Source organism: Streptomyces thermoalcalitolerans, from assembly GCF_039525155.1.
Taxonomy (GTDB): domain Bacteria; phylum Actinomycetota; class Actinomycetes; order Streptomycetales; family Streptomycetaceae; genus Streptomyces; species Streptomyces thermovulgaris.
Map to the genome: position 1 here is coordinate 16,486 of NZ_BAAAHG010000003.1, position 21,989 is coordinate 38,474.

General features: G+C 70.3%; 25 protein-coding genes. 12 read left to right on the forward strand and 13 right to left on the reverse strand.

What is annotated here, in order from left to right; all coding sequences use genetic code 11:
• Window positions 1-29: 29 nt before the first annotated feature.
• Window positions 30-1,238 (forward strand): phosphoserine phosphatase SerB, encoded by a 1,209-nt coding sequence (gene serB / locus ABD224_RS02815; RefSeq protein WP_344046326.1) that lies wholly within the window; start codon window positions 30-32, stop codon window positions 1,236-1,238.
• A gap of 123 nt (window positions 1,239-1,361) precedes the next feature.
• Here the strand turns inward: serB and ABD224_RS02820 are convergent, their stop codons facing one another.
• The 4 genes from ABD224_RS02820 to ABD224_RS02835 form a co-directional block, all read right to left on the reverse strand.
• Window positions 1,362-1,880, reverse strand: a complete 519-nt coding sequence (locus ABD224_RS02820; RefSeq protein ID WP_344046328.1) for a SixA phosphatase family protein — start codon at window positions 1,878-1,880, stop codon at window positions 1,362-1,364.
• 118 nt (window positions 1,881-1,998) lie between these two features.
• The gene (locus ABD224_RS02825; RefSeq protein WP_344046330.1) at window positions 1,999-2,205 is read right to left on the reverse strand and encodes a hypothetical protein; all 207 of its coding nucleotides are present in this window, start codon (window positions 2,203-2,205) and stop codon (window positions 1,999-2,001) included.
• Window positions 2,206-2,453: 248 nt separating this feature from the next.
• Window positions 2,454-2,573 carry an SGM_5486 family transporter-associated protein gene (locus tag ABD224_RS02830; RefSeq protein WP_344046332.1) on the reverse strand — a complete coding sequence of 40 codons (120 nt, stop codon included), beginning with the start codon at window positions 2,571-2,573 and terminating at the stop codon, window positions 2,454-2,456.
• Between the two features lie 50 nt (window positions 2,574-2,623).
• Window positions 2,624-3,946 carry a CynX/NimT family MFS transporter gene (locus ABD224_RS02835; RefSeq protein WP_425580904.1) on the reverse strand — a complete coding sequence of 441 codons (1,323 nt, stop codon included), beginning with the start codon at window positions 3,944-3,946 and terminating at the stop codon, window positions 2,624-2,626.
• A 147-nt stretch (window positions 3,947-4,093) separates the two neighbouring features.
• Here ABD224_RS02835 and ABD224_RS02840 point away from each other — a divergent pair, with 147 nt between their 5' ends.
• On the forward strand, window positions 4,094-4,786 hold the full coding sequence (locus ABD224_RS02840; protein WP_344046336.1) for a FadR/GntR family transcriptional regulator: 693 nt from the start codon (window positions 4,094-4,096) through the stop codon (window positions 4,784-4,786).
• Between the two features lie 94 nt (window positions 4,787-4,880).
• Here ABD224_RS02840 and fabI read toward each other — a convergent pair whose 3' ends face one another.
• From fabI to ABD224_RS02865, 5 genes are all read right to left on the reverse strand, one after another.
• Window positions 4,881-5,648 (reverse strand): enoyl-ACP reductase FabI, encoded by a 768-nt coding sequence (gene fabI, locus ABD224_RS02845; protein ID WP_344046338.1) that lies wholly within the window; start codon window positions 5,646-5,648, stop codon window positions 4,881-4,883.
• A gap of 5 nt (window positions 5,649-5,653) precedes the next feature.
• The gene (gene fabG / locus ABD224_RS02850) at window positions 5,654-6,373 is read right to left on the reverse strand and encodes a 3-oxoacyl-[acyl-carrier-protein] reductase (RefSeq protein ID WP_344046340.1); all 720 of its coding nucleotides are present in this window, start codon (window positions 6,371-6,373) and stop codon (window positions 5,654-5,656) included.
• Window positions 6,374-6,543: 170 nt separating this feature from the next.
• Window positions 6,544-6,930, reverse strand: coding sequence for a type II toxin-antitoxin system VapC family toxin (locus tag ABD224_RS02855; RefSeq protein WP_344046721.1), 387 nt, complete (start codon window positions 6,928-6,930; stop codon window positions 6,544-6,546).
• A gap of 5 nt (window positions 6,931-6,935) precedes the next feature.
• Window positions 6,936-7,223: a type II toxin-antitoxin system Phd/YefM family antitoxin gene (locus tag ABD224_RS02860; protein WP_344046342.1), complete on the reverse strand. Its 288-nt coding sequence runs from the start codon at window positions 7,221-7,223 to the stop codon at window positions 6,936-6,938.
• An 85-nt stretch (window positions 7,224-7,308) separates the two neighbouring features.
• Window positions 7,309-8,460, reverse strand: a complete 1,152-nt coding sequence (locus tag ABD224_RS02865) for an SEC-C metal-binding domain-containing protein (protein ID WP_344046345.1) — start codon at window positions 8,458-8,460, stop codon at window positions 7,309-7,311.
• Between the two features lie 192 nt (window positions 8,461-8,652).
• Here ABD224_RS02865 and ABD224_RS02870 point away from each other — a divergent pair, with 192 nt between their 5' ends.
• The 6 genes from ABD224_RS02870 (at window position 8,653) to tyrS (ending at window position 13,967) form a co-directional block, all read left to right on the forward strand.
• Window positions 8,653-8,799, forward strand: a complete 147-nt coding sequence (locus tag ABD224_RS02870) for a hypothetical protein (RefSeq protein WP_344046347.1) — start codon at window positions 8,653-8,655, stop codon at window positions 8,797-8,799.
• On the forward strand, window positions 8,796-9,017 hold the full coding sequence (locus ABD224_RS02875) for a DUF397 domain-containing protein (RefSeq protein ID WP_344046349.1): 222 nt from the start codon (window positions 8,796-8,798) through the stop codon (window positions 9,015-9,017). The genes ABD224_RS02870 and ABD224_RS02875 overlap by 4 nt, the downstream gene beginning before the upstream one ends.
• A gap of 228 nt (window positions 9,018-9,245) precedes the next feature.
• On the forward strand, window positions 9,246-9,473 hold the full coding sequence (locus tag ABD224_RS02880; protein ID WP_344046351.1) for a DUF397 domain-containing protein: 228 nt from the start codon (window positions 9,246-9,248) through the stop codon (window positions 9,471-9,473).
• Between the two features lie 150 nt (window positions 9,474-9,623).
• Window positions 9,624-11,147: a TldD/PmbA family protein gene (locus ABD224_RS02885; protein WP_344046353.1), complete on the forward strand. Its 1,524-nt coding sequence runs from the start codon at window positions 9,624-9,626 to the stop codon at window positions 11,145-11,147.
• A gap of 82 nt (window positions 11,148-11,229) precedes the next feature.
• Window positions 11,230-12,624 (forward strand): metallopeptidase TldD-related protein, encoded by a 1,395-nt coding sequence (locus ABD224_RS02890; protein ID WP_344046355.1) that lies wholly within the window; start codon window positions 11,230-11,232, stop codon window positions 12,622-12,624.
• Between the two features lie 74 nt (window positions 12,625-12,698).
• Window positions 12,699-13,967 carry a tyrosine--tRNA ligase gene (gene tyrS / locus ABD224_RS02895; RefSeq protein ID WP_344046357.1) on the forward strand — a complete coding sequence of 423 codons (1,269 nt, stop codon included), beginning with the start codon at window positions 12,699-12,701 and terminating at the stop codon, window positions 13,965-13,967.
• Between the two features lie 43 nt (window positions 13,968-14,010).
• On the opposite strand, the gene ABD224_RS02900 is transcribed toward tyrS, so the two are convergent.
• Window positions 14,011-14,301 carry a GlsB/YeaQ/YmgE family stress response membrane protein gene (locus ABD224_RS02900; RefSeq protein ID WP_344046359.1) on the reverse strand — a complete coding sequence of 97 codons (291 nt, stop codon included), beginning with the start codon at window positions 14,299-14,301 and terminating at the stop codon, window positions 14,011-14,013.
• A 192-nt stretch (window positions 14,302-14,493) separates the two neighbouring features.
• On the opposite strand from ABD224_RS02900, the gene ABD224_RS02905 reads away from it, so the two are divergent.
• Together ABD224_RS02905 and ABD224_RS02910 are read left to right on the forward strand one after the other, a co-directional pair.
• Window positions 14,494-14,904, forward strand: coding sequence for a DUF3099 domain-containing protein (locus ABD224_RS02905; RefSeq protein WP_344046361.1), 411 nt, complete (start codon window positions 14,494-14,496; stop codon window positions 14,902-14,904).
• Between the two features lie 211 nt (window positions 14,905-15,115).
• A complete protein-coding gene (locus ABD224_RS02910) occupies window positions 15,116-15,373 on the forward strand; it encodes a hypothetical protein (RefSeq protein WP_344046363.1) in 258 nt (85 codons plus the stop codon).
• A gap of 24 nt (window positions 15,374-15,397) precedes the next feature.
• Here ABD224_RS02910 and moaA read toward each other — a convergent pair whose 3' ends face one another.
• From moaA to ABD224_RS02925, 3 genes are all read right to left on the reverse strand, one after another.
• Entirely contained in the window at window positions 15,398-16,387 is a 990-nt protein-coding gene (gene moaA / locus ABD224_RS02915) for a GTP 3',8-cyclase MoaA (RefSeq protein ID WP_344046365.1), read from the reverse strand.
• Between the two features lie 175 nt (window positions 16,388-16,562).
• Window positions 16,563-18,182, reverse strand: a complete 1,620-nt coding sequence (locus ABD224_RS02920) for a solute symporter family protein (protein ID WP_344046367.1) — start codon at window positions 18,180-18,182, stop codon at window positions 16,563-16,565.
• A complete protein-coding gene (locus ABD224_RS02925) occupies window positions 18,179-18,535 on the reverse strand; it encodes a DUF485 domain-containing protein (protein WP_344046369.1) in 357 nt (118 codons plus the stop codon). The genes ABD224_RS02920 and ABD224_RS02925 overlap by 4 nt, the downstream gene beginning before the upstream one ends.
• Before the next feature lie 275 nt (window positions 18,536-18,810).
• Between ABD224_RS02925 and ABD224_RS02930 the strand changes: the two genes are divergently transcribed.
• Together ABD224_RS02930 and ABD224_RS02935 are read left to right on the forward strand one after the other, a co-directional pair.
• A complete protein-coding gene (locus ABD224_RS02930) occupies window positions 18,811-20,358 on the forward strand; it encodes a S8 family peptidase (RefSeq protein ID WP_344046371.1) in 1,548 nt (515 codons plus the stop codon).
• Window positions 20,359-20,444: 86 nt separating this feature from the next.
• Entirely contained in the window at window positions 20,445-21,974 is a 1,530-nt protein-coding gene (locus tag ABD224_RS02935) for a S8 family peptidase (RefSeq protein ID WP_344046373.1), read from the forward strand.
• Window positions 21,975-21,989 lie beyond the last annotated feature (15 nt).

A 21,989-nucleotide genomic window follows, 5' to 3' on the forward strand; every position in this document is an offset into this window, starting at 1 on the left:
CATTGGGTGCCGGATACCGTGGAAACACCATGAGCGCTTCGCAGACCACCGACGATCCCACCCTTCTCGTCAAGATCTTCGGGAAGGACAGGCCGGGCATCACAGCCGGACTCTTCGACACTCTCGCCGCCTACTCCGTCGACGTGGTCGACATCGAACAGGTCGTCACCCGTGGCCGTATGGTGCTGTGCGTGCTCATCACCCAGCCGTCCGCCGGGCTCGAGGGTGATCTGCGGGCCACCGTGCACAGCTGGGCCGAGTCGATGAAGATGCAGGCGGAGATCATCTCCGGCCGGGGCGACAACCGGCCGCGCGGTCTCGGGCGCTCCCTGGTCACCGTGCTCGGCCATCCGCTCACCGCGGCGGCGACCGCCCGGATCGCCGCGCGGATCACCGCGTCCGGCGGCAACATCGACCGTATCTTCCGGCTGGCCAAGTACCCGGTGACAGCGGTGGAGTTCGCGGTGTCCGGCGTGGAGACGGAGCCGCTGCGCACCGCTCTGGCCACGGAGGCGGCGGCACTCGGTGTCGATGTGGCGGTCGTCAGCGCGGGTCTGCACCGGCGGGCGCAGCGGCTGGTGGTGATGGACGTGGACTCCACGCTCATCCAGGACGAGGTGATCGAGCTCTTCGCCCGGCACGCCGGCTGCGAGGACAAGGTCGCCGAGGTGACGGCGGCCGCGATGCGCGGTGAGCTGGACTTCGAGGAGTCGCTGCACGCACGTGTGGCCCTGCTGGCGGGGCTGGACGCCTCGGTGGTGGAAAAGGTGCGCAGCGAGGTGCGGCTGACCCCGGGCGCGCGCACCCTGATCCGTACGCTCAAGCGGCTCGGTTACCAGGTGGGGGTCGTCTCGGGCGGCTTCACCCAGGTCACCGACGATCTGAAGGAGCGGCTCGGGCTGGACTTCGCGCAGGCCAACACGCTGGAGATCGTCGACGGGAAGCTGACGGGCCGGGTCGTCGGCGAGATCGTCGACCGGGCGGGCAAGGCGCGGCTGCTGCGCCGGTTCGCCGCCGAGGCGGGTGTTCCGCTGTCGCAGACGGTCGCGATCGGTGACGGCGCCAACGACCTGGACATGCTGAACGCGGCCGGTCTGGGGGTCGCCTTCAACGCCAAGCCGGTGGTGCGAGAGGCGGCGCACACGGCGGTGAACGTGCCGTTCCTCGACACGGTGCTGTATCTGCTCGGGATCACCCGGGAAGAGGTCGAGGCGGCGGACGCGCAGGTGGGGGCCTGAGCAGCGCGCGGATCCCGTCGGGCCGCGGAGAACAACCCGCGGAAGACACATCTGCGGGAAGCGAACCGGAAGGCGGCCAGGCACCGTGCGGGTGCCCGGCCGCCTCTTGCCCGGGCCGTCGGGCTACTCCGACGGCGCCCAGTAGTCGAGCAGCGTGGCCACGCCCGGCTCCAGGGTCTTCCAGGAGCCGTCGAAGGACACCAGGGCGAACGCCGCGGCGGGAAATCCACGGCGGTTCATCCGCTCGCGCGCATCGCCCTCGGCCGAACCGCACAGCACCTCGGCCAGACCGTGGATGCCCGGGTTGTGGCCGACGAGGATCAGGTTCCGTACGTCGTCCGGTGTCTCGTTGAGCAGGGTGATCAGCTCACCGGGTGAGGCTTCGTAGATCCGCTCCTCGTAGACGGTCTTCGGTCGCTGTGGCAGTGCGTGGACCGCGAGCTTCCAGGTCTCACGGGTGCGGGTCGCGGTCGAGCACAGGGCCATGTCGAAGGGGATGCCGGTGTCGGCGAGCTTGCGGCCGGCGGCCGGGGCGTCCTGACGGCCCCGTTCGGAGAGCGGTCGTTCATGGTCGGCCACCGGGGGCCAGTCGGCCTTCGCATGCCGGAAGAGGGCGATCCTGCGGGGTTCTGCGACGCTCATGGCACCCAGCTTCGCATGAAACAGAACACCAGGCGCAGGGAGTTGACATGCGGATTCCCGGCTGCCGCGGACGGCACGGGGCCGCCTTCAGGGGCGCCCGGGCACAGCGGTGCGGGCGTCACCGGGTGAACAGCTCCCGGATGAGCTGAAGGAGCTGGACGGTCGCGGGGGTACCGGTGGCCGCGTGGGCGTCCGCCGGGTTCAGCACCAGGGCGAGCAGCGCGATGAACGCCAGGACGGGCAGGGCGAGGGCCCACCACGGCAGCCGGGAGCAGACGCCGTCCGTGGTCGCCGGGTGAGGCCGGGTGCGCGTACGGGCCGACATGATCGCCTCCGCTGGTCTCCGAGGTCCGTGGACCGCCTCTCTTCTCGGTCGCTTCTCGACGCTACGGAGTCCGCGCTCCCCGGCCCATCCGGTGATCCACCCACTTGACCCTGACCCTCGCCCCCTAGGGGACAGGGGGGTTGTCCCCACCATCGACGCCCTCGACCGCCGGGCCACCCGCGGCCTCGCCCGGTTCCGGGGCGGCAGGGCCGCGGCCGGTCATGACCGCGCCGTGCCCGGCACGGCCGTCAGGGCGCCGCCAGGGTCGCGACAACGGCGATGATCACGAAGATGGCGAGGAACGCGCTGCACACGAGCAGCAGCTTCTTCTGGCCGTCCTTCGGATTCGGGTCGAGTACAGGCTGCATGTGCCCCAGTCTCGCACCTTTCATCCGGGGCACGGCCTCCCCAACCCGCCTCAGCGTGCTGTCTCGTCCTCCACCGTGCGGTTGCGGCCGGCCAGCCAGCCCATCACCGTCTGCGGGATCATCAGGCCGAACATCAGGGCGAGCGGCAGCCCCCAGCCCCCGCTGCTCTGGTACAGCACGCCCACCAGCACCGGTCCCGGGATCGAGATCAGGTAGCCGGTGCTCTGGGCGAACGCGGACAGCTGGGCCACGCCCCGGGCGGTCCTGGCCCGCATGCCGACCATGGTGAGCGCGAGCGGGAAGGCGCAGTTGGAGAGGCCGAGGAGCAGGGCCCAGGCCCAGGCCCCGGCGGCCGGTGCGAGGTACAGACCGGTGTAGCCGGCCAGGCCGCAGGCGCCGAGCACCAGCACGATCGGGCCCTGCCGGGGCAGCCGGGCGGCCAGGCGCGGGATGACGAAGGCCAGCGGCACGCCCATCACCATCGTGACCGCGAGCAGCAGTCCGGCCGTCCCGGCGGGGACGCCCGCGTCCCGGAAGATCTGCGCGATCCAGCCCATCGTGATGTAGGCGGCGGTGGACTGGAGTCCGAAGAAGACGGCCAGGGCCCAGGCCGTGGGGCTCCGGGTGATCCGCAGGGCCGGTGCCGGTGCCTCCTGCGCGGGGGCCGTTTCCTCCCGTGCGGGTGCGGTGCGGGCCGGCGCCGTTGCCCCGGGCTCCGCTCCCCGGTCCCGCAGCAGCGGCAGCCACGGCAGCACGGCCACCGCGGCGAGCAGCGCCCACGCCGAAAGGCCCGACTGCCAGCTGTGGCCCAGCACTCCGGCCAGGGGCACGGTCACCGCCGCGGCGGCCGCGGTGCCCAGGGCGAGGGCCATCGAGTACAGGCCGGTCATGGAGCCGATCCGGTCGGGGAACCAGCGCTTGACGATGACCGGCATCAGGACGTTGCTGACGGCTATGCCCATGAGCGCGAGCGCGCTGGCGGCCAGGAAGGCGGCCGTGCTGCCCACGTAGGGCCGTACGGCCAGTCCGGTGGCGATGGCGGCCATGCCCGCGCACATCACCGCGGCGGGTCCGAAGCGGCGGGCCAGCCGGGGTGCCATGACGCCGAAGACGGCGAAGCAGAGCGAGGGCATGGAGGTGAGCAGGCCGGCCATGCCGCCGCTCATGCCGAGCCCGGCGCGGACCTCCTCCAGAAGCGCGCCGAGGCTGGTGATGGCGGGGCGGAGGTTCAGCGCGGACAGCACGACGCCGACGACGACCAGGCGCGTCATCCAGGTGCGCCCGGGGGTGTCCCCGGCTTTCCACAGGGCGGTGGTCGCGGCCTTGACCCGCCCGGTCGACGAGGGTGCGGTCCGGGTTTTCTCGCTCGGCATGGACTCCATCATAAAATCATGGGATGAATTGCCGTCCGCGTCGTTCCGGTCGTCCCTGGTCGCCCCTGGTCATCCCTTTCGGCTTCTGGTCGTCCGGTCGTCCCTGTCGCGGACAGCTGCTTCCGGGTGCCCGTACGAAGGTGTGGCATGTCACTGAACCCTCCGCGCCGATCGGCGCTGTCCGAACAGGTCATCGCCGCGCTGCGGCACCGGATCACCTCGGGCGAGTGGCCGGTCGGCTCCCGCATCCCGACGGAGCCGGAGCTGGTGGAGCAGTTCGGTGTCGCCCGCAACACCGTCCGCGAGGCGGTCCGGGCGCTCGCCCACAACGGCCTGCTGGACATCCGCCAGGGTTCCGGCACCTATGTCGTGGCGACCAGCGAGCTGGCGGGCGTGATGCAGCGCCGGTTCGCCGGGGCCGACCCGCGGCACATCGCCGAGCTGCGTTCCGCGCTGGAGTCGGCCGCGGCACGGCTGGCCGCCGAGCGACGCACCGAGCAGGACCTCAAGCAGCTGCACGCGCGGCTGCTGCGGCGCGAGGAGGCCTGGCAGTCCGGGGACGCGGAGGCGTTCGTGACCGCGGACGCCTCCTTCCACCTGGCGGTGGTGTCCGCCTCCCACAACGATGTGATGATCGCGCTGTACGCGGATCTCGGTGAGGTGCTGCGCGACTGGCTGCGCGCGGACATCGGCCCGAACCTCACCCCGGACACGTACATGGACCACACCCGGCTGCTCGACGCCGTTCGCGCGGGCGACGCCGAGACGGCCGCCGCCGAGGCCGCGAGCTATCCGCTGCTGTGCCGTCCCGGCCGGTTCGGCCCGCCCGCCGGCCCCTGACCGGCGGTCCGGCACGGCACCGGCCCCTGACGGCGGAAGAGCCCGCACCCTGAGGGTGCGGGCTCTCCGGCACATAGGCCAGGCTCGGCGGCGGTCACGCCCCGATGGCGTGCAGACCGCCGTCCACGTGGATGATCTCGCCGGTGGTCTTCGGGAACCAGTCGCTCAGCAGGGCGACGACGCCGCGGCCGGCCGGCTCGGGGTCCTTCAGGTCCCACTCCAGGGGGGAGCGGGTGTCCCACACGGAGGCCAGCTCGTTGAAGCCCGGGATGGACTTGGCGGCCATGGAGCCGATCGGGCCCGCCGAGATGAGGTTGCAGCGGATGTTCTGCTTGCCCAGGTCGCGGGCCAGGTAGCGGTTGACGGCCTCCAGGGCGGCCTTGGCCGGGCCCATCCAGTCGTACTGCGGCCAGGCGTACCGCGCGTCGAAGGTGAGGCCGACCACCGAGCCGCCGTTCTGCATCAGCGGCAGGCAGGCCATGGTCAGCGACTTCAGGGAGAACGCCGAGACGTGCATGGCGGTGGCGACCGACTCGAACGGCGTGTTGAGGAAGTTGCCGCCGAGGGCGTCCTGCGGCGCGAAGCCGATGGAGTGCACGACGCCGTCGAGGCCGCCGAGCTCCTCGCCGACGACGTCGGCCAGACGGCCCAGGTGCTCGTCGTTGGTGACGTCGAGCTCGATGACCTTGGTGGGCTTCGGCAGCTTCTTGGCGATGCGCTCGGTCAGCGTGGGCCGCGGGTAGGCGGTGAGGATGATCTCGGCGCCCTGCTCCTGGGCCAGCTTGGCCGCGTGGAAGGCGATGGAGGACTCCATCAGCACACCGGTGATCAGGACGCGCTTGCCCTCGAGAATTCCGCTCATGTTGATCAGTGACCCATTCCCAGTCCGCCGTCAACGGGGATGACGGCTCCAGTGATGTACGAGGCGTCGTCCGAGGCGAGGAACCGCACCGTGGCGGCGATCTCCTCCGGCTGCGCGTACCGGCCGAGCGGCACCTTCTCCAGGATGTCCTTGCGCTGCTCCTCCGAGAGCGCCCGGGTCATGTCGGTGTCGACGAAGCCGGGGGCGACGACATTGAAGGTGATGTTGCGCGAGCCCAGCTCACGGGCGAGGGAACGCGCGAAGCCGACCAGGGCGGCCTTGGAGGCGGCATAGTTGGCCTGCCCCGCCGAACCGAGCAGACCGACCACCGAGGAGATCAGGACGACACGGCCCTTCCTGGCCCGCAGCATGCCGCGGTTGGCGCGCTTGACGACACGGAAGGTGCCGGTGAGGTTGGTGTCGACGACCGAGGTGAAGTCGTCCTCGGACATCCGCATCAGGAGCTGGTCCCTGGTGATCCCGGCGTTGGCGACGAGAACCTCGACGGGGCCGTGCTCGGTCTCGATCTCCTTGTACGCCTGCTCCACCTGCTCGGGGTCGGTGATGTCGCACTTGACGGCCAGGCAGCCCAGTTCCTTGAGCTCGGCCGGCGGCTCCCCCGACCGATACGTGATCGCGACCTTGTCGCCGGCTTCGGCGAACGCGCGGGCGATGGCGAGGCCGATGCCCCGGTTGCCTCCTGTGACGAGAACCGAGCGGCTCAACGGATCACCCTTTCGATAGCGGTCTCTCAGCGTTCCGACAACCGCCCGAGCGCACGGACGGCAGGCGGCTTCACCGAAAACCTATCGGTCCGACCACGTCGAAGGGCAATCCGGCACCGACAGTGGCGCCTCCTTGCTCCTGTCGGGTTCCTACAGTCGCCGCCCCGAGGTCAGTCCTCCGCTCCGGGAGCGTGGGCGCTCAGGCCGACCTCCCTCGCTGCGTCAAGCATCCGCTTGTCGTAGGTGACCAGGCAGTCGAGCGCCTCGCCGAGAGTCAGGGCACTCGCCACGTGGATGGCATCGAGGGAGCGAAGGGTGGGTGGAACCCGCGTCGCCAGGTCCCGGACCTCTTCAGTGAGGAGGACTTCGGTCACCATGCCGTCGAGGTCAGCCAGAGCGTTCGGAAAAGACCCGACCCTGTCGAGCTGCCGCACCGTCTCCACCACGCCGACGGTACTGGTGGCCATAGGGGTTCCCGGCCGTTCGGCAAGGAAATGCCGCAGTTCAGCGGCACCCGACCGACCTGTCAACAGTGCGAGCAAGGCCGAGGAGTCCATATAGATCACCGGTCGTCGTCCTCTCGCTCGGCGAGCAGAAGCTCGACCGGATCGGGGGAGCCGGCGGGGAGGTCGTACCGGGGCAGACGGTCGAGGTCGGAGGTGGTGGCTGCCTTGAGACGGATCTTTCCCTGGGCGACAAGGTCGGAATAACGGGCGACCGGCCCCGAACCAGGCAGCAGTATGGCGATGACCTTGCCATGGCGTGTGACTTGGACCGCCTCGCCCCTCTCGACGCGAGCGAAGACGGCGCTGGGGTTGTAGGAGAACTCCCGAACGGAGATGGCACTCATGGCGGACTCCCTCACTGCCACCGGCATTGTGCCTACATCTCCCTAATGGTACCTACACTGCTCAAGCAGCACCCCAGCTCGCCATTCACCCATCAGCGGGGTTTCCGCAGCACTTCTTGTACTTGCGTTCCGAACCGCACCAGCAAGGGCCGTTGCGCGGCGGCGGCCAGGCGGTCGCCTGTCCGCGGCGGGCGAGTTCGGCCGCGTACGCGGAGCGCGTGGCGGGAGCGTCGGGAGAGCCGCCGTCCGTCTCGGCGTGGGCCTGGAGCCCGGCCACCGTGGCGCGGCCGACCGCGAGGTGCGGGGCGCCCTCGTCCGACATGCCACGCAGGGTGCGCTCCACCTGGCGGAGGTGGGCGGCGTGGTCGTCGCCGTACGCCTCCGCGGCCTTCGGCCAGCGCTGGAGCAGCAGGGCGAACTCCTCCGCGGGCCAGAACAGGACACAGGCTTTGAGCAAGCCGGTACGTGCGGCTCGTTCCGCCTCTTCCCGTTCCATCGCCTCCGTCAGCTCCCTGATCTCGGCCTCAAGGGCTTCCGGGCCTTCCTCCTTGAACCGCCGGAGGCGGACCGGGTCGTGCATCTCGTCGAGGGGACGCGTCCGCCCGGGCAGGGGTGAGCTGCGTCGTGTGTGGAGCTCGTCGGCGACCTCGTCCCAGTCGTCGTGCGGGGCCCCGAGCAGGCGCCGCACCCGGTGACGGCCGATGACCAGCGTCTCCAGGTCGAAGTTGTCCGGATGCTCCCCGACCGTGTCCGCGGTGACCGGCGTCCCGGCACCCAGGACGTGCGTGATGCCTGCCGTGTACCACTCCGCGGCCGTCGCCGTCTCGTCCGCCTCCTCGAAGCACTCGGCGACGAACATCCAGGCACCGGCGTCCCGTGGGTGGCGTGCGCGGAACGCCGCCGCGCCCGCACGGGCCTCCTCCTGACGTCCGAGGTCCCACAGCAGGCTGATACGGAAGGCGTCCACGAGGTCGGGCCTCTCGCTGCCGCCCTCCCCCTGGTCGAGAAGCCTCTCGTACACCGCGAGCGCCCGCTCGGGTTCGCCCGCGTCCTGCCATGCATCGGCGGCCTCCAGGAGGAGTTCCTCGCGCTCCTCGGGGTACTGCTTCGCCAGCCGTTCGCAGTCCTCGGCGGCCTGGGCCGGGGTGACGGGCGTGGAAACCGCCGCCCGTACGGCCGGAATCCGCTTGCTCTTGCGTGCCTTCTTCTTGCCGGTGCTACGGCTCCTGCTGGACATGGACCGACCGTAGTGCAGTCGGGACGGGGCCCGCCGAAGTACCCCTGAAATCACTCCTCCATGTGATCTTCACACGGGGCTCGGCTCCCGGTCCTCGCCGTACTCGTCCCCTTCCTCGGCAGCCACCGCATCGACCAGCGGCAACCCATTGCCCAGCGTTCGCCACCAGTGCGGCAGCAGACAGTCGGTCTCTTGGAGAACGCCGGGAGCTCGACATACGTTGAAGGTGACGTCGCGGCACCCTTCGAGAGGGCGTACGAGCGCATCCGGGCCACGGCGCTCTCGGTGGAGGACTCGCTCGTCCGCATCGCCGAGCTGGAGGAAGGTCTGAGACGGTGACCGATCACAAGACCGACTTGTACGCCCTGGACCTCACGAACGTCGTGTGGCGCAAGTCCTCCGCGAGCGGGGCGGAGAACGACTGCGTCGAGATCGCCGAACTGCCCGGCGGTGGACGGGCCGTGCGCGACTCCAAGGACCCCGGCCGGAAGCCCCTGCGGTTCACCGCGTCAGGATGGGCGGCGTTCTGCAATGGGGTCATAGCCGGGGACCTCTGAGCCGACCCGATCGAAGGGGCGTCGGCGGCACGGTGCCGTGACCGGTCACTTCTCGCCGTACGGCAGAGGCCCGATGTCGTGTCACTGGAGAACCTGATCGGCGCGGCCTATGTGGAGGGGTGGACGACGTCCGCGTCTTCGCAGACGCTTCGAACGCATTGGCGCTGCGGCACTTTCGATGGACGATGCGTTGGCACTTACCGCCCAGATGGAAGAGAGAAGCCGCACGTGAACCGCAAGGCGGAGCTGTACGAGCCGTACGACTTCGATCTCACCGGCGTCACTTGGCGCAAGTCGAGTGCGAGCGCGGGCGAGCATGAATGTGTCGAGATCGCCGAACTACCCGGCGGTGGACGGGCCGTGCGCGACTCCAAGGACCCCGAGCGGAAGCCCCTGCGGTTCACCGCGTCGGGGTGGGCGGCGTTCTGCGAGGGAGTCATAGCCGGGGACCTCTGAGCCGAGCCGGCCGAAGGGGCGCCGCCGACGCGGTGTCGTACCCGGTCCGCTTCTCGCCCGTACGGCGGGGGAAGACGTGCTTCACTTCACTCTTGCGCAGAGCTGCGCAAGCAGGACGTAACCACCGGCCGGAGCGAAGGGAAGCCGTTCGTGCCCCATGAAGTCGATCAGTCATTCCTGGACCTGCCCCTGCGCCCCCTGGCCGACGCCGCGCTGGCACGCGCGCGTGCGCTCGGCGCCGAGCACGCGGACTTCCGGTTCGAGCGGGTGCGCAGTGCGGCCTGGCAACTGAGGGACGCACGGCCGGCCGGGTCGTCGGACACCACCGATCTGGGGTACGCGGTACGGGTCGTGCACAACGGGGCGTGGGGATTCGCCTCCGGGGTGGATCTGACCCTGGACGCGGCCGCGCAGGTCGCCTCGCAGGCCGTGGCGATGGCCAGGCTGTCCGCCGAGGTGATCCGGGCCTCCGGGTCCAACGAGCGGGTGGAGCTGGCCGACGAGCCGGTGCACGCCGAGAAGACCTGGGTGTCGTCGTACGAGATCGACCCCTTCTCCGTGCCCGACGAGGAGAAGACCGGGCTGCTCGCGGAGTGGAGTGCGCGGCTGCTCGCCGCCGACGGGATCGACCATGTCGACGCCTCGCTGCTCACCGTGCACGAGAACAAGTTCTACGCCGACATCGCGGGGACCGTGACGACCCAGCAGCGGGTGCGGGTGCATCCGCAGCTGACCGCCGTGTCGGTGGACGACTCCAGCGGGGAGTTCGACTCCATGCGGACGCTGGCCCCGCCCGTCGGGCGCGGCTGGGAGTACCTGACCGGGACCGGCTGGGACTGGGACGGCGAGCTGGAGCGGATTCCCGAGCTGCTCGCCGAGAAGCTGCGGGCACCGAGCGTCGAGGCGGGCGTCTACGACCTGGTCATCGACCCCTCCAACCTGTGGCTGACCATCCATGAGTCCATCGGGCACGCCACCGAGCTGGACCGGGCGCTCGGCTACGAGGCCGCCTACGCCGGCACCTCCTTCGCCACCTTCGACCAGCTCGGCAGGCTGAAGTACGGCTCCGAGCTGATGAACGTCACCGGTGACCGCACCGCCGAGCACGGCCTCGCGACCATCGGCTACGACGACGAGGGCGTGGAGGCCCAGTCCTGGGACCTGATCAGGAACGGGATCCTGGTCGGCTACCAACTGGACCGCAGGATCGCGAAGTTGACCGGGTTCAAGCGGTCGAACGGGTGCGCGTTCGCCGACTCCCCCGGGCATGTGCCCGTGCAGCGCATGGCGAACGTGTCGCTCCAGCCCGATCCGGCCGGGCTGTCGACCGAGGACCTCATCGGCGGCGTCGACCGGGGCATCTACATCGTCGGGGACCGGTCCTGGTCCATCGACATGCAGAGGTACAACTTCCAGTTCACCGGACAGCGGTTCTTCCGGATCGAGAACGGGCGGCTGGCCGGGCAGCTGCGGGACGTCGCCTACCAGGCGAACACGACCGACTTCTGGGGCTCCATGACGGCCGTGGGCGGTCCGCAGACCTATGTCCTCGGGGGCGCCTTCAACTGCGGCAAGGCCCAGCCCGGACAGATCGCGGCCGTCTCCCACGGCTGCCCGTCGGCCCTCTTCAGGGGCGTCAACGTCCTCAACACCGCCCAGGAGGCCGGTCGGTGAACGTCCGCTTCGGCATCGGCCAGGAGGCCGGGGTTCGCCCCCAGGGAAAGCACAGTCTCAACACGATTCAGGAGGCCGGTCGATGAGCCCGCGCAATGTCAAGCCGCACGAGGTCGTCGAGCGCGCCCTCGCGCTGTCCCGGGCCGACGGGTGCGTCGTGATCGCGGACGAGCACTCGACCGCCAATCTGCGCTGGGCGGGCAACGCGCTCACCACCAACGGGGTCACGCGCGGACGGACGCTCACCGTCGTCGCCACCGTCGACGGCAAGGAGGGCACCGCCTCGGGTGTCGTGTCGCGGGCCGCCGTGACGGAGGACGAGCTGGAGCCGCTGGTGCGGGCCGCGGAGGCCGCCGCGCGCGGGGCGGGGCCGGCCGAGGACGCGCAGCCGCTGGTCACGAACGTACCGGAGTCCCCCGGCTTCACCGACGCGCCCGCCGAGACCTCCTCGGCGGTGTTCACGGACTTCGCGCCGGCCCTCGGCGAGGCGTTCGCCCGCGCGCGGGCCGGCGGCCGTGAGCTGTACGGCTTCGCCCACCACGAGATGGTGTCGACCTACGTGGGGACGTCGACGGGGCTGCGGCTGCGCCACGACCAGCCGAACGGCACGCTGGAGCTGAACGCGAAGTCCCCGGACCGTACGCGCTCGGCCTGGGCGGGCCGGTCGACACGTGACTTCAAGGACGTCGACCCGACGGCACTCGACGCGGAGCTGGCCGTACGGCTCGGCTGGGCCGAGCGGCGGGTCGAGCTGCCCGCCGGACGGTACGAGACGCTGCTGCCGCCGTCCGCGGTCGCCGACCTGCTGATCTACCAGTTGTGGTCGTCGTCGGGCCGGGACGCGGCCGAGGGACGCACGGTGTTCTCCAAGCCGGGCGGCGGCACACGTCTCGGCGAGAGGCTGAGCGGGCTGCCGCTGACGCTGCGCAGCGATCCGCACGAGCCCGGCCTGGAGTGCGCGCCGTTCGTGGTCGCGCACTCCTCCGGGTACGACCAGTCGGTGTTCGACAACGGGCTGCCGGTGCGGGCCACCGAGTGGATCGCCGACGGCGTGCTGAAACACCTGCTGACCACCCGGCACAGCGCCGCTCTGACCGGGCTGCCCCTCGCCCCGTCGGCCGGGAACCTGATCCTGGAGGGCGGCTCCGGCCGCTCGCTGGAGGAGATGGTCGCCGGCACCGAACGGGGACTGCTGCTGACCTGCCTGTGGTACATCCGCGAGGTGGACCCGGCGACGCTGCTGTTGACGGGGCTGACCCGGGACGGGGTGTACCTGGTGGAGAACGGCGAGGTGACCGGCGAGGTCAACAACTTCCGTTTCAACGAGTCGCCGGTGGACCTGCTGCGCCGGGCGACCGAGGCCGGGCGCACCGAGAAGACCCTGCCGCGGGAGTGGAGCGACTACTTCACCCGGACCGCCATGCCCGCGCTGCGCGTCCCCGATTTCAATATGAGCTCTGTGAGCCAGGGCGTATAACCTCGTATGCGTTCGCGGTCGGGGATCACCCGGCCGCCCGAAAGCGTTGAGCATCACGAGGAGACACGAGAACCGTGACGGACATCGTCGACGAGCTGAAGTGGCGGGGTCTTTTCGCCCTGTCCACCGACGAGAGCGCTCTGCGCAAGGCGCTCGCGGACGGTCCCGTCACGTTCTATTGCGGTTTCGACCCGACGGCGCCGTCGTTGCACGTGGGGCACCTGGTGCAGGTGCTCACCATGCGCCGGCTCCAGCAGGCCGGTCACCGGCCGCTGGCGCTGGTCGGCGGCGCCACGGGGCTGATCGGCGATCCGCGCCCGACCGCGGAGCGCACGCTGAACGATCCGGAGACGGTGGCCGGCTGGGTGGAGAAGCTGCGCCGCCAGATCGAGCCGTTCCTGTCCTTCGAGGGCGAGAACGCCGCGGTCATGGTGAACAACCTGGACTGGACGCGGAACCTCTCCGCGATCGAGTTCCTGCGGGACATCGGCAAGCACTTCCGTGTCAACAAGATGCTGACGAAGGACTCGGTGGCCCGGCGTCTGGAGTCCGACCAGGGCATCAGCTACACCGAGTTCAGCTACCAGATCCTGCAGGGCATGGACTTCCTCCAGCTCTACCGGCGCTACGGCTGCACGCTCCAGCAGGGCGGCAGCGACCAGTGGGGTAACCTCACCGCGGGGCTGGACCTGATCCACAAGCTGGAGCCGGACGCCGAGGTGCACGCGCTGGCGACGCCGCTGATGACGAAGGCGGACGGCACCAAGTTCGGCAAGACCGAGGGCGGCGCCGTCTGGCTCGACCCGGAGATGACGACGCCGTACGCGTTCTACCAGTTCTGGCTGAACACGGACGACCGGGACATCTCCCGGTACATGCGCATCCTGTCCTTCCGGTCCCGCGAGGAGCTGGAGGAGCTGGAGCGGCAGACCGAGGAGCGTCCGCAGGCGCGGGCCGCGCAGCGTGCGCTGGCGGAGGAGCTGACGACGCTGGTGCACGGCGCCGGGCAGACGGCCGCCGTGGTCGCCGCGTCCAGGGCGCTGTTCGGCCAGGGCGAGCTGACCGGGCTGGACGAGGGGACGCTGGCCGCGGCGCTGTCCGAGGTGCCGCACATCAAGGTCCCCGAGCTCGGTCCGGTGGTCGACCTGTTCGCCGAGGTCGGCCTGGTGCCCAGCAAGTCGGCCGCCCGCCGCACGGTCAAGGAGGGCGGCGCCTACGTGAACAACGTCAAGGTCGCCGCCGAGGACGCGGTCCCCGCCCAGGAGGACCTGCTGCACGGCCGCTGGCTGGTGCTGCGGCGGGGCAAGAAGAACCTGGCGGCCGTCGAGGTCACGGGCGGCTGAGCCGGGCGCAGAACGTCAGTTTGGGGCAGCCGGCGGGTCCGGCTCACATCTGCTGGGCCCGCTGCCGCTTTTTGTTGCCCCACAGGGCCATGTACGCCATGTCGCCGAGACCGACGATGATGATGGCGGCCACGAGCTGGAAGAGATGCCGGGTCCAGTCGATGCCGCGGGTCGAGGCGACCCCGACCGCGGCGGCGACCGCGTTGCCGATGATGCCGCCGATGATGCCGAAGATCGTGGTCAGCCAGAGCGGGCTGTGCTGCTTGCCGGGGATGATCGCCTTCGCGATCAGCCCCAGGACGAAACCCACGATGATCGCCCACAACCAGCCCATGATTGCCTCCTCATCCGGCTCGACGTGAGCATTACGCCCAGTGTCCGTGGTGTTGCGGTGCGTCGCATGTCGAGCAAGGGCGACCCGGCCTCGTGGGCGCCGTCCATGCGGCGTAACGTGGGAAAAGCGCGGACGGTATTCCCGACCGGTCGGGGAAGGGATACGGGCCGGGAAAGGGTCCGATGCGGGCGGATGGTGACGGTGATGCGGAAGCTGCGCGGCAGGGGCAACAGCCAGGTGTTCCGGATCACGGGAGCCCGTGCCGGCCTGCAGGACGACGTACGCGCACGGCAGCGCCGGTATGTCATCTCGATGTCGATCCGCACGGTGTCGGTGATTCTCGCGGTGGTGCTGTGGCAGGTCGAGCGGCACATGGCGATCGTGGCGCTGGTGCTCGGCATGGTGCTGCCCTACATCGCCGTGGTGATCGCGAACGCGGGGCGGGAGAAACCCCCCACACTGCCATCCACGTTCGTCGCCATGCCGACGAAACCGATGATCACTCCCCCGCCGGCCGAGGACGATTTCACCCGATCCGCCCCGGAAGGTTCCGCTGCCGACCCCACGGCGGGCACAGCGAGCAAGCCGCACCACAGAACCTGACCGGCGCCGATGACCGCCCCTGAGCAGGAACTTTACGGAAACCTCAAGAAAAGCTCAGATCAATCATGCTGTTCCGGTGCCGGGCAGCGGGTTGCCCGTGCCATACTTCCTACGCGCTCCGCATCCCCCGTCGGAGCGACGGACCGACGCCGGGCAGCTCCCCCCGTGGCTGCTCGGCGTCGCCCTGTCCATGCACCTGTGAGACGAACCTGTGAGTGACGAGACCCCCGACGAGACCCCCATCTGCTCCGCCAAGGGCTGCCGTGCCGCCGCCGTGTGGGTGCTGGCCTGGAACAATCCGAAGATCCACACACCGGAGCGCCGCAAGACATGGCTGGCGTGCGAGGAGCACCGCGGGCACCTGTCGGCGTTTCTCGGGGTGCGGGGCTTTCTGAAGGACGTCGTGACGCTCGAGGAGTGGGAGGCCTCCAGGAGCTCCGAGGGTCCGGAGGGCTCCGAGCGCTCGTGACGCCGCCCCCGCGGGGTGCGTCTCTCAGCCGCCGATCGCCGACATCGGCCGCTCCGGCTGGACGAAGGAGGGGTCGTCCAGGCCCGCACCGGCCTTCTTGCCCCACATCGCCACCCGCCACAGACGGGCGATCTCCTCGTCCGGTGCGCCGGAGCGCAGGGCGGTGCGCAAGTCGGTCTCCTCGGTGGCGAACAGGCAGGTGCGGACCTGACCGTCGGCCGTGAGGCGGGTGCGGTCGCAGGCCGCGCAGAACGGGCGGGTGACGGAGGCGATGATCCCGACGCGGTGCGGGCCGCCGTCGACGATCCACCGCTCGGCCGGGGCCGACCCCCGTTTCTCGGCGCCCTCGGGGGTCAGCTCGAAGCGGGTGCGCAGCGAGGCCAGGATGTCCCCGGCGGTGACCATGCCCTCGCGCGTCCAGCCGTGCTGGGGGTCCAGGGGCATCTGCTCGATGAAGCGCAGTTCGTAGTCGTGCTCCATCGCCCAGGCCAGCAGGTCCGGGGCCTCGTCCTCGTTCAGGCCGGGCATCAGGACCGTGTTGATCTTCACCGGGGTCAGGCCGGTCTCGCGGGCGGCCTGGAGGCCGTCGATGACGTCCCTGTGGCGGTCCCGGCGGGTGAGGGCCTTGAAGACGTCCGGGCGCAGGGTGTCCAGGGAGACGTTGACCCGGTCCAGACCGGCCGCTTTCAGGGCGTCCGCCGTGCGCCTCAGCCCTATGCCGTTGGTGGTCAGCGACATCTGGGGGCGGGGGGTCAGCGCCGCGACCCGCTCGACGATGCCGACCAGGCCGGGGCGCAGCAGGGGCTCGCCGCCGGTGAAGCGGACCTCCTTGATGCCGAGGCGGGTGACGGCGATGCGGATCAGGCGGACGATCTCGTCGTCGGTGAGGAGGGTGGGCTTGGCCAGCCACTGCAGGCCCTCCTCGGGCATGCAGTACGTGCAGCGCAGGTTGCACCGGTCGGTCAGCGAGACCCTCAGGTCGGTGGCCACCCGGCCGTAGGTGTCGATGAGCACGCGGGCCCCTCCTCGCCGTGGATCCCGGGGACGGGTCTTCGCCGTTCCCGTCTCTACCTGCGAGCCTACGCGACGTCACCGACAACGACGCGCCCGGGCATGGCGGGGCCCACGGCACGGCCGCGCCGCAGGACCCGTGAAGCCCTGCGACGCGGCCGTTTCGCGTGGTGCGGGCTCAGTGCGCTCCCGTGCCCGTCAGGGACCGCACCTCCAGTTCGGCGTACTTGGCGGTGTCGGGGGTCTCCTTGGACAGGAGGGTGCCCACGATGCCCAGCAGGAAGCCGACCGGGATGGAGATCAGGCCCGGGTTCTCCAGCGGGAACCAGTGGAAGTCGACGTCCGGGAACATCGACGTCGGCTTGCCCGAGACCACCGGCGAGAACAGCACCAGGCCGACCGCGGTGACAAGGCCGCCGTAGATCGACCACAGGGCGCCGGAGGTGGTGAACCGCTTCCAGAACAGGCTGTAGACGATCGTGGGCAGGTTGGCGGAGGCGGCGACGGCGAAGGCGAGGGCGACCAGGCCGGCGACGTTCAGGTCACGGGCGAGGGCGCCCAGCACGATGGAGACGGCGCCGATGCCGACGGTCGCCCAGCGGGCGGCGTTGACCTCCTGCTTCTCGGTGGCGGCGCCCTTCTTGATGACATTGGCGTAGATGTCGTGGGCGAAGGAGGAGGACGAGGCCAGGGTCAGGCCCGCGACGACGGCGAGGATCGTGGCGAAGGCGACCGCGGAGATGGAGGCGAGCAGGACGGCGCCCCAGGTGGAGTCGACGCCGCCCAGGTGCAGGGCGAGCAGCGGTGCCGCGGTGTTGCCCGCCTTGTTGGAGGCGGTGATCTCCTCGGGGGTGATGAGCGCGGCGGCGCCGAAGCCGAGCGCGAGGGTCATCAGGTAGAAGGAGCCGATCAGGCCGATCGCCCAGATCACGGACTTCCGGGCGGCCTTGGCGGTGGGCACCGTGTAGAAGCGGATCAGGATGTGCGGCAGACCGGCGGTGCCGAGGACCAGGGCGATGCCGAGCGAGAGGAAGTCCAGCTTGCTCATGTCGCTGACGCCGTACTTCAGTCCGGGCTCCAGGAAGGCGGCGCCCTTGCCGCTGGTCTCGGCGGCCCTGCCGAACAGCTCGGAGACGTTGAAGTTGAACTTCAGCAGGACGAGGAAGGTGAGCAGCAGGGCGCCCGCCATGAGCAGGACGGCCTTGACCATCTGCACCCAGGTGGTGCCCTTCATGCCGCCGATGCTGACGTAGAGGATCATCAGGACGCCGACCAGCGCCACGATGGCGATCTTTCCGCCGTCGCTGGTGATGCCGAGCAGCAGGGAGACCAGGACGCCGGCACCGGCCATCTGGGCCAGCAGATAGAAGATCGACACCACGATCGTCGAGGCGCCGGCCGCGGTGCGGACCGGGCGCTGGCGCATGCGGTACGCCAGGACGTCGCCCATGGTGTAGCGGCCGGAGTTGCGCAGCGGTTCGGCGACCAGGAGCAGGGCGACCAGCCAGGCGACCAGGAAGCCGACGGAGTACAGGAAGCCGTCGTAACCGAACAGCGCGATGGCGCCGGCGATGCCGAGGAAGGACGCGGCGGACATGTAGTCGCCGGAGACGGCGAGACCGTTCTGGAAGCCGGAGAACTGCCGTCCGCCGGCGTAGAAGTCGGCGGCGTTCCTGGTCTGGCGGCCCGCCCAGACGGTGATGCCGAGGGTGGCGACGACGAACGCCGAGAACAAGGTGATGATCAGTGTCCGGTGCTCGCTCGCCTCGCCGACGGCCAGGGTGATCGCGGAGTTCATTTCACGCCCTCCATCCGGGACTTGATGGCCTCGGCCTTGGGGTCGAGCTTGGCGGCGGCGTGCCGCGCGTACCACCAGGCGATGAGGAATGTGCTGAGGAACTGGGCGAGGCCCAGGACGAGTGCGACGTTGATGTTGCCGAAGAGCCTGGTGCCCATGAAGCCGCCGGCGTAGTTGGACAGCAGGACGTACAGCAGGTACCAGGCGACGAAGGCAACGGTCAGCGGAAAGGCGAAGGAACGGTAGGAGCGGCGCAGTTCACCGAACTCGTCGCTCTCCTGCACCGCGACGAACTCCTCGGCGGAGGGCAGGGGGGCCTGGGTCTTCGAGGGTGGTGGGGTCTCGGTGGCCACGTCGGTCTCCTCGCGTCACGGGTGGGATTGCGGCAGGGGGTCGAGCGCGCTCGGCCTCCTGCCCAGGGTCCACGGCGCCACGCGGTGACCGGTTCAAGTCCATTTCGAGTCCTCCGGTTCTTTTGCCGGCGGCCCGAACAAGTCGTGAAGAAGTCATTGAAGGCCGGTGAGGCGGCGGGATAGTTTCGGCCTGCACACGCACCACTCGTCATGTACCTGTCCAGCACACACCTGTGCCCGGAGCAGGTTCTGCACCCGGATGATGTGGAGACCCCATGGCTCATCTGCGTTCCAGCCGCAGACTCGCACTGGCCGTACCGCTTGTGCTGTCGCTGACCGCCTCCCTCGGCTTCCTGCCCTCGGCGGCGTCGGCGGCGCCCCGGACGGCCCCGGTGGCGCAGGCGGAGGACGCACCCGTCCAGGCATACGTCGTCAACACCAGGACGGACCGCCGCACGATCGCCCAGGTGCAGCGGGCGGTCACCGCGGCCGGCGGGAGCATCGTGGAGACGTACGACCGGATCGGTGTCATCGTCGCCCGCTCCGCCGACCCCGGCTTCGGCGCGCGCATGCGCGCGGTCCGCGGAGTGCAGTCGGCGGGTGCCACCCGTACCGCGCCCGTCAAGGCCGCCGGGACGACCGACGAGGGCGCGGCGCAGTACCTCTCCCGGGCCGAGGCCGCCCGGCTCGAGAAGGCCGCCAGGGCGTCGAAGAAGCCGAAGGGTCCGGTGCCCCCCGAGCCTCTCGAGGCCGACCAGTGGGACCTGCGGGCGATCGGTGCCGACAAGGCCGCCGCGATCAACCCGGGCAGCGCGAAGGTCACCGTCGCCGTGATCGACACCGGGGTCGACGACACCCACCCGGACCTCGCGCCGAACTTCTCCCCCCAGCAGTCGGCCAGCTGTGTCGGCGGCAAGGCGGACACCTCACCGGGCTCCTGGCGGCCCGTCAGTCCCGACCACTACCACGGCACGCATGTCGCGGGCGAGGTGGCCGCCGCCCGCAACGGGATCGGTGTCGCGGGTGTCGCCCCGGGTGTGAAGGTCTCCGGCATCCGGGTGTCCGAGCCGGACACCCAGCTGTTCTACGCGGAGAGCGTGGTCTGCGCCTTCGTGTTCGCCGCCGACCACGGGGTGGAGATCACCAACAACAGCTATTACGTGGACCCCTGGCTCTACAACTGCGCGGACGACCCCGACCAGCGGGCCATCCTCGACGCGGTCGGCCGGGCCCAGGCCTACGCGCAGCGCAAGGGCGTCCTGAGCGTGGCCTCGGCGGGCAACTCCAACCACGACCTGGCCGCCGAGTCGATCACCGACACCTCCAGCCCGAACGACACGACCCCGGTGACCCGCACCGTCGACCCGAGAAAGTGCCTCGACATCCCGACGCAGCTGCCGGGTGTGGTGACGGTCAGCGCCACCGGTGTGCAGGGCCTGAAGTCGTACTACTCCAACTACGGCAACGGGGTCGTCGACGTCGCCGGACCGGGCGGCGACAGGTACCAGATCCCCGACACCCCGTCGCGAAACGGCCGCATCCTGTCCACGATGCCCGAGGGCCAGTACGCCTTCCTGCAGGGCACCTCGATGGCCGCCCCGCACGTGGCCGGAGTCGCCGCGCTGCTGAAGTCGAAGCACCCGCACGCGACACCCGCCCAGCTGCAGGCCCTGCTCAAGATCCAGGCGGACAACCCGGGCTGCCCCACCGAACCCTACGACCCGGACGGCAACGGCACCGTCGACTCGGTCTGCAAGGGCACCAAGCACCGCAACGGTTTCTACGGCTTCGGCATCGTCAACGCACTCGCCGCGGTCAGGTGACCGGCCTTCTCCCTCATCCGCGCGCGTGCCGTCGCCCGCACCTGGGCGCATGCCGTCCCGCACTGACCCGACACACTGGAGTTCGCATGAGCGTTCGCCTCAACCGGCGTACCGTCACCCTCCCGCTCGGCCTGGCCGTCGCCTCCGCTCTCGCCTTCCTGCCGCAGGCGGCGTCCGCCGCCGAGACCGGTCCGCGCACATCCGCGCAGAGCGCGTCGCCCGCCGACGGGGACACCCTGAGTTATGTCGTCAACGTCCGTGCCCGGCACGGCTCCTCGTCCGTGCAGAAGGCGATACGCAAGGCGGGCGGCACGGTCGTCATGGCCTACGACCAGATCGGCGTCATCGTCGTCCACGCGTCGAACGCCGACTTCGCCCGGAAGATCCGCAAGCACCCGGGGGTCGCGTCGGCCGGCGCCACACGGACCGCTCCGCTGTCGCTGCAGACGACCACTCAGGTGGGGGCGCCGCAGGTGCTCGGCGAGGCGGAGATGAAGGCCGCGGCCGAGGCGGCCGAGGACGGCCAGGAACCGTTGCAGCCGCTGCAGTGGGACCTGCCGATGATCAAGGCCGACAAGGCGCACCAAGTCACGCCGGGCAGCCCCGGGGTCACGGTCGGGGTGATCGACACCGGGGTCGACGACACCCACCCGGACCTCGCCCCCAACTTCGACCGGGCGGCGTCCGTGAACTGCGTGTCGGGCAAGCCGGACACGACCGAGGGCGCCTGGCGGCCGGGCGAGGGCGAGAGCCCGCACGGCACGCACGTCGCCGGTGAGATCGCCGCCGCGAAGAACGGTGTCGGCATGGTCGGTGTCGCCCCGGGCGTGAAGGTGTCCGGCATCAAGGTGTCGACGCCCGAGGGCTGGTTCTACACCGAGGCCGTGGTGTGCGGCTTCGTCTGGGCCGCCGAGCACGGGGTGGACGTCACCAACAACAGCTATTACGTGGACCCGTGGCAGTTCAACTGCGCCGACGACCCCGACCAGAAGGCTCTGCTGGAGGCCGTGTCGCGGGCCACGGCGTACGCGGAGCGCAAGGGCACGGTCAACGTCGCGGCCGCCGGCAACGACAACTGGGACCTCGCCGCCAAGTCGATCCTCGACCCCGGCAGCCCCAACGACAGCACCCCCGTCGACCGGGTGATCGACCCGAGGAAGTGCCTGGACCTGCCGGCGCAGCTGCCGGGCACCGTCACGGTCTCCTCCATCGGCGCCAAGGGCATCAAGTCGTCGTTCTCCAACTACGGCCGGGGCGTCATCGACGTCACCGCGCCGGGCGGCGACTCGACCCGCTACCAGGCGCCCGAAGCCCCCGCCACCAGCGGCCTGATCCTCGGCACCATGCCGGGCGGCGGATACGGCTACATGGCCGGTACGTCGATGGCCTCGCCGCATGTCGCGGGGGTCGCCGCGCTGATCAAGTCGGCCCATCCGCACGCCGGACCGAAGCAGGTGAAGGCGCTGCTGGCCCGGGGCGCCGACGCCAAGGCGTGCACGGCCCCGTACGACATCGACGGCGACGGCACGGCCGACGCCGAGTGCAAGGGCGGCAAGGGCAACAACTCCTTCTACGGCAAGGGAGTCGTGAACGCCCTGAACGCTGTGACCAAGTAGGCACGGCGAAGGAGG

Coding starts and splice junctions, on each gene's coding strand:
- ABD224_RS02935 (WP_344046373.1), top strand. CDS start 20,445: ATGAGCGTTCGCCTCAACCGGCGTACCGTCACCCTCCCGCTCGGCCTG.
- ABD224_RS02905 (WP_344046361.1), top strand. CDS start 14,494: ATGGTGACGGTGATGCGGAAGCTGCGCGGCAGGGGCAACAGCCAGGTG.
- ABD224_RS02820 (WP_344046328.1), bottom strand. CDS start 1,880: ATGAGCGTCGCAGAACCCCGCAGGATCGCCCTCTTCCGGCATGCGAAG.
- ABD224_RS02855 (WP_344046721.1), bottom strand. CDS start 6,930: ATGGACTCCTCGGCCTTGCTCGCACTGTTGACAGGTCGGTCGGGTGCC.
- ABD224_RS02920 (WP_344046367.1), bottom strand. CDS start 18,182: ATGAACTCCGCGATCACCCTGGCCGTCGGCGAGGCGAGCGAGCACCGG.
- fabI (WP_344046338.1), bottom strand. CDS start 5,648: ATGAGCGGAATTCTCGAGGGCAAGCGCGTCCTGATCACCGGTGTGCTG.
- ABD224_RS02840 (WP_344046336.1), top strand. CDS start 4,094: ATGTCACTGAACCCTCCGCGCCGATCGGCGCTGTCCGAACAGGTCATC.
- ABD224_RS02860 (WP_344046342.1), bottom strand. CDS start 7,223: ATGAGTGCCATCTCCGTTCGGGAGTTCTCCTACAACCCCAGCGCCGTC.
- ABD224_RS02825 (WP_344046330.1), bottom strand. CDS start 2,205: ATGTCGGCCCGTACGCGCACCCGGCCTCACCCGGCGACCACGGACGGC.
- serB (WP_344046326.1), top strand. CDS start 30: ATGAGCGCTTCGCAGACCACCGACGATCCCACCCTTCTCGTCAAGATC.
- ABD224_RS02930 (WP_344046371.1), top strand. CDS start 18,811: ATGGCTCATCTGCGTTCCAGCCGCAGACTCGCACTGGCCGTACCGCTT.
- ABD224_RS02900 (WP_344046359.1), bottom strand. CDS start 14,301: ATGGGCTGGTTGTGGGCGATCATCGTGGGTTTCGTCCTGGGGCTGATC.
- ABD224_RS02890 (WP_344046355.1), top strand. CDS start 11,230: ATGAGCCCGCGCAATGTCAAGCCGCACGAGGTCGTCGAGCGCGCCCTC.
- ABD224_RS02865 (WP_344046345.1), bottom strand. CDS start 8,460: ATGTCCAGCAGGAGCCGTAGCACCGGCAAGAAGAAGGCACGCAAGAGC.
- ABD224_RS02835 (WP_425580904.1), bottom strand. CDS start 3,946: ATGCCGAGCGAGAAAACCCGGACCGCACCCTCGTCGACCGGGCGGGTC.
- ABD224_RS02830 (WP_344046332.1), bottom strand. CDS start 2,573: ATGCAGCCTGTACTCGACCCGAATCCGAAGGACGGCCAGAAGAAGCTG.